Genomic DNA, 5,404 nt, shown 5'->3' with positions numbered 1-5,404 from the left:
CCCTGGCCGGCGTGCGCGGCCTGCTGCGCCGCAACGCGGGGATGTTCATCGGCATTCAGGAGGCCTCGATCTTGCTGAACCGCGCGGGCGAGAGCTATCCCGAGGTGGTCAAGGAGGTCGCCCGCGCCCTGCCCCTGGCCCGCATCGCCGAAATCATGCGTCGCCTGGCCGAGGAAGAGGTGCCGCTGCGCAACCTGCGCGACATCCTGGAATCCCTGGCCGACGCCGGTCAGCGCGAGAAGGATCCGCTGGCCCTGACCGAGTTCGCCCGTGTGGCCCTGCGTCGCCAGATCAGCCATCGCTACGCCCCCGACGGGGTGCTGAAGGCCGCCGTGCTGGAGCCCGCGCTGGAGAAGCATCTGCGCGAATCCATCCGCGTCGGCGGCGCCGGTCAGCAGCTGGCGCTGGAGCCGGACATGGCCCGTCAGATCATCGAGGCCGTGCAGAAGACGGTGCGCGACACCGGCGCCGACGCCGTGCTGGCCGCCATCGACCTGCGCCGTCACATCCGCAAGCTGGTCGAGCCTGAACTGTTCGACACCCCCGCCCTGTCCTTCCACGAGCTGCTGCCCAGCCTGAAGCTCGAGATCGTCGGCCGGGTCGCCCTGCCCGACCTCGACGCGGCGACGCCGGCGGCTGTTTCCGCCCCCTCCGCTCCCCCCGCCTCCACGGCCGCTGCGGCCTGAAACGACGGACCCTGCATGACGATCAAGACGCCGACCGCCCGCAAGAGCTTCAAGACCGCCCTCCTGGCCATGGCCTCCCTGGCCACGCTGCTCGGCCTGTCCGCGCCCGCTGCGGCGGGCGACCCGCCGATCGGCAACCAGACCCTGCAGATCGCCCCGCGCGAACAGCCGGTGGGTCAGTTCCTGCAAAGCTTCTTCGGCCAGTTGGGCGTGCCGGTCATCATCAGCCCCAACCTGCGCGGCACGGTGAACGGCGCCTTCAGCGGCCCGGCCTCGACCATCTTCAGCCAGGTGGCAGACGCCTTCGACCTGGTGGCCTATTACGACGGCGGGGCGGTCTACATCTATCAGACCTCCGAACTGACCAGCCAGTCGATCCCCGCCTCGCCGCAGATGCTGCGCCGCGTGCGCGCCACGGCGCAGGAAATGGGCCTGCTGGACAGCCGCAACACCCTGCAGCCCGCCGGGCAGATGCTGGTCGCCAACGGCACCCGCCGCTTCATCCAGCAGATCGACGAGATCGCCCGCGCCGGGCCCGGCGCACGGGCCGAAGCCGCCCAGCCGACCTATGAATACCGCGTCTTCACCCTGCGCTACGCCTGGGCCGATGACGTGACCTTCGAGACGGCCCAGAGTGAAGTCACCATTCCGGGCGTCGCCTCCATCCTGCGCGCCATGGTCAGCAACGACCCGAACGGCGCCGTCGCCCGGCGCATCGAGACCCGCCGCTCGCCGCGCGTCGGGGGCCTGCGCGGTCAGGGTCTGGCCTCGCAAGGCGCGGCGCAGAACGGCCTGATGGACGCCAGCTATGTCGACGGCGGCTTCACCCCGACGCCGGACACGCTCGGCCTGGCGCTCGCTGACGAACAGATGGCGGGCGGCGCGCCGGTCCAGCACGCGCGCATCCAGGCCGACACGCGCCTGAACGCCGTCATCGTGCGCGACACGGCCGAGCGCATGGGGGCCTATGAGGCGCTGATCGCCGCCCTGGACAAGGAGCCGCAGCTTCTCGAGATCCAGGCCACCATCATCGACATCGACACCACCCGCGCGCGTCAGCTGGGCATCAGCTGGCGCTTCGACGACGGCCGCGGCGGCATCCTGTTCGGCGACGGCACGCGCAACGACGACCGCCTGCGCCGGGGGCAGGACATCACCCCGCGCAACAACGGCCTGGCCATCTCGACCATCATCGGCAACGGCGACTACTTCATCTCGCGCATCACGGCGATGGAGGATGAAGGCGTCGCCCGCATCGTCTCGCGGCCACAGATCGTCACCCTGTCGAACGTCCAGGCCCTGTTCGAGAACACCCGCAGCTTCTACGTCGGCCTGGAAGGCGAGCGGGACGTCGACCTCTACAACGTCACCGCCGGCACCACGCTGAAGGTCACACCCCACGTCCTGCGCGACCAGAACCAGACCCGTATCCGGATGCAGATCCAGATCGAGGACGGCTCCCTGACCGACGCCGACGTCGACGACATCCCGGTGGTGCAGCGCGCGGCCCTGAACACCCAGGCCATGATCCTGGAAGGCCAGAGCCTGCTGCTGGGCGGCATGGTGGTGCAGCAGGACGTCAACGCCGTGACCAAGGTGCCCGTGTTGGGCGACATCCCGGCGGTGGGCCTGCTGTTCCGTCGCTCGGAGCGTTCGACGGGCCGGATCGAGCGCCTGTTCCTGATCACGCCGCGCCTGGCCTCGATCGGCGAGGAAGCGCCCGCGCCGCGTTTGGACTTCGGCGCCATTCCCGGCTCGCCCGAGACCCAGCCCCTGCCCGCCGCCCCGGCCCTGCCCAAGGGCGGATCGCGCATGGGCTTCAATCAGGGGTCGGCGCCGAACGACCCTCTGCCCGCCCCGGCCGCCACGCCGGTCGTCGCCGTGCGCGAGGCGCCGCCGCCCGGCTTCACCCCCTATGAACCGGCCAAGGACTGATCCGCCATGCCCGCCGACGCCGTCGCCGCACCCGAGATCGAAAGCCTGGTCCTTCGCGTCCTGGCCGGGCGCGTGCGCGGTGCCTCGGCGCCGTTGGAGCGGGGCCGCGTCATCGCCGTGGGCCACGACCTCGACGCCGACATCGTCCTGCGCGACGCCAGCGCCGAGGGGGTGCGGCTGACGCTGAAGGCGCGGGCGGACGCCGCCGACCTGGAGCTGACGTCCGGCGCCGTGACCTTGCTGGGGCATGAGCTGACCGCCCCGGCCCAGGCCATCCTGCCCCTCTATCTGCCGCTGCTGATCGGCGACAACGCCGTCGCCATCGGCGAGGCCGAAAGCCCGCGCTGGAGCGAGGCCGAACGCATCCTGGCCGCCGCCCGCCCCTTGCCAGACGACGACGGCGATGAGGGCGACGCCCCGGCTGGCGACGGCCGCAACTGGCAATACCTGCTGAACAACACCAACGCCCTGGTGTCGCGCTCGGCCAAGTTCGTTCCGGTTCTGCTGATCGCCGTCATCACCGTCTCGGCCCTGTTCGCCATCAGCACGGGCGTCCCGGCCTGGCCCAAGTCGCAGCCCAAGCCCGCCAAGGTCCAGGCCCTCCTGTCGGAGGAAGGCTTCGACAAGCTGGTCGTCACCAAGACCGAGGCGGGCGATCTGCGCATCGAGGGAATGCTGGCTTCGGACGCCGAGCGCGTGCGCCTGCAACGCATCCTGGCCGCGCGCGAATGGCGCCCCCGCTTGGAGCTTCAGACCCACGACGGCATCGCCCGTCAGGTGGAGGAGCTCTACCTCGCCAACGGCGTGAAGGCGGCCGCGCGCTCGGTCGGCGCGGGCATGGTGCGGCTGGACGTCACCGGCAGCGACCCGGACGAGGCCGCCCGCCTGGAGCGTCTGGCCATGGGCGAGATCAAGGGCCTGCGCCGCATCGACGTCAGCATGCTGCCCGGCGCCGACGAGGGCGGTCGCTTCGAAGACATTCAACAGGGCGGCGGCAAGCGCGTGGTGTCGGTGATCGGCGGCGAGCGCGGCCACGTCACCACCGCCGACGGCGCCCGCTACTTCCCCGGCGCCGTCCTGCCGACCGGCCACCGCATCGTCTCGATCGAGGACACCCGCGTCCTGGTCGAGCGCAACGGCTCCCGTTCCGAACTCAACTTCTGACCCCAGCCCAAAAGGAGAATACCCATGTCATCCCAAAGTCTGAACGGCCTCGGCATGCTGGCCGTCTCGCCCGGCCTGAACAGCGAGCGCGACAAGGCTCGCCCCGGTTCCTGGTTCGAGGCCATGGCCCATTCATGGGGCCAGACCCTGGACGCCCAGGCCGGCCGCATCGTCGAACTGTCCGAGCAGATCGGACCGGGCGGCGAGGACAAGCCTTCGACCATGGCGATGCTGACCGCCGAGTCGATGCGCATGAACTTCATGGCCAACTCCTCCTCCACCTCGACCGACTCCGTCGGCAAGGCGCTGGAGACCATGGCTCGCAAGAACTGAGCCCTTCATTTCAACAGGAGGGGCCCATGTCCTTCGAAGCCTCGGCCGCCGCAGCGGCCATGCCGCCCGAGATGCTGCAACCCCAGACGCAGCAGATCGACGTCGCCTACAACGCCACCCTCAGTCAGGCGGTGCAGTTCCAGAATTTGCTGCACGTCACGCCCCTGTCGGCTCCGGCCGCCCCGACCGAGCCCAACGGCGTCATGAAGACCATGATGGGCGCCCTGGAGCAGGTGAACGGCCAGGCCTCTGACCTCGCCGCCCTGGCTCAGGCCGCCGAAGGCAAGGCCGGCGGCATGACGCCGGGCGAGATGGTCATGATGACCGTCCGCGCGCACGAGTTCATGTTCAACTGCCAGCTCACCTCCAACATGGCCAACCGCACCTCGGACGGCCTGCAGCAGCTGTTCCGGCAACAGTCCTGAGGGAGGCGGCCATGCGAATCCGATCGCTCGCCGCCCTCGCGGGCGCGGCCCTCCTGCTCGCCGCCTGCGGCCAGCAGGAGCTTTACGGCGGCCTGACGGAACGCGACGCCAATGAGATGGTCGCCGTGCTCAAGGCTCAGGGGCTGGACGCCTCCAAGACCCGCGACGGCGACAACTGGGTGCTGAAGGCGGATCGCGGCGACTTCTCCCGCGCCGTCGCCCTGCTGCACGACCGGGGCTATCCGCGCCAGAACTTCGCCAGCATGGGCGAGGTCTTCCAGAAGGAGGGCTTCGTCTCCTCGCCGATGGAGCAGCGCATGCGCATGATGTACGCGCTGCAGCAGGAGCTGGGCCAGACCATCTCCTCCATCGACGGGGTGGTGCAGGCGCGCGTTCACATCGCCGTGCCGGAAAGCGATCCCCTGGCGCAGGAGAAGCCGCCCTCCTCCGCCTCGGTCTTCATCAAGCATCGGCCCGACTACGACATCTCGGCCCAGACCGGCTCGATCAAGGCCCTGGTGGTCAACTCGATCGAGGGCCTGCCCTACGACAAGGTCACGGTCGTCGCCTTCCCGGCATCCGAAGTCCTGACCCAGCCGCAGGCGCCGGCCGTCACCCAGCTCAGCCTGCCGCTGGGCGTGCTGATCCTGGGCGCGGCGGGACTGGGCATCTACGGCCTCTATCGCCGACCCAAGCCGCGCGCCAAGGCAGACGCCAAGCGAGGCGAGGCTTGACGCCGGACGTCGCCAGGACCGAACGCGCCGCCCTGTGGCGCCGGGCCCGCGCCCTCGACGGCGCGGGTGACGTCGCGCGCTCGCCGCGTGCGCGCGCCCTGGCCCGCCGCCTGACGCCGCCGCGCGC

The 5,404-nt window shown here is 70.4% G+C and carries 6 protein-coding genes; all 6 read left to right on the top strand.

Annotation, left to right across the window (positions count from 1 at the left end):
- The coding region (locus B2Y21_RS15195; protein WP_292060670.1) for an FHIPEP family type III secretion protein at positions 1 to 686 on the top strand (686 nt) is incomplete at its 5' end.
- Positions 687 to 701: 15 nt separating this feature from the next.
- Positions 702 to 2,621, top strand: a complete 1,920-nt coding sequence (sctC, locus tag B2Y21_RS15190; protein WP_292060669.1) for a type III secretion system outer membrane ring subunit SctC — start codon at positions 702 to 704, stop codon at positions 2,619 to 2,621.
- Positions 2,622 to 2,627: 6 nt separating this feature from the next.
- Positions 2,628 to 3,785 (top strand): SctD/MshK family protein, encoded by a 1,158-nt coding sequence (locus B2Y21_RS15185; protein ID WP_292060668.1) that lies wholly within the window; start codon positions 2,628 to 2,630, stop codon positions 3,783 to 3,785.
- Positions 3,786 to 3,809: 24 nt separating this feature from the next.
- Entirely contained in the window at positions 3,810 to 4,118 is a 309-nt protein-coding gene (locus B2Y21_RS15180) for a hypothetical protein (protein WP_112999251.1), read from the top strand.
- Positions 4,119 to 4,144: 26 nt separating this feature from the next.
- Positions 4,145 to 4,543 (top strand): hypothetical protein, encoded by a 399-nt coding sequence (locus tag B2Y21_RS15175; RefSeq protein WP_088411497.1) that lies wholly within the window; start codon positions 4,145 to 4,147, stop codon positions 4,541 to 4,543.
- Positions 4,544 to 4,554: 11 nt separating this feature from the next.
- A complete protein-coding gene (gene sctJ, locus B2Y21_RS15170; protein WP_003164555.1) occupies positions 4,555 to 5,277 on the top strand; it encodes a type III secretion system inner membrane ring lipoprotein SctJ in 723 nt (240 codons plus the stop codon).
- Positions 5,278 to 5,404: the final 127 nt, after the last annotated feature.

This window comes from Brevundimonas sp. UBA5936 (genome assembly GCA_002430835.1).
In the GTDB taxonomy this organism is placed as follows: domain Bacteria; phylum Pseudomonadota; class Alphaproteobacteria; order Caulobacterales; family Caulobacteraceae; genus Brevundimonas.
Note: the sequence above shows the minus strand (reverse complement) of the source record. Positions and strands in the feature narration are given on the sequence as shown.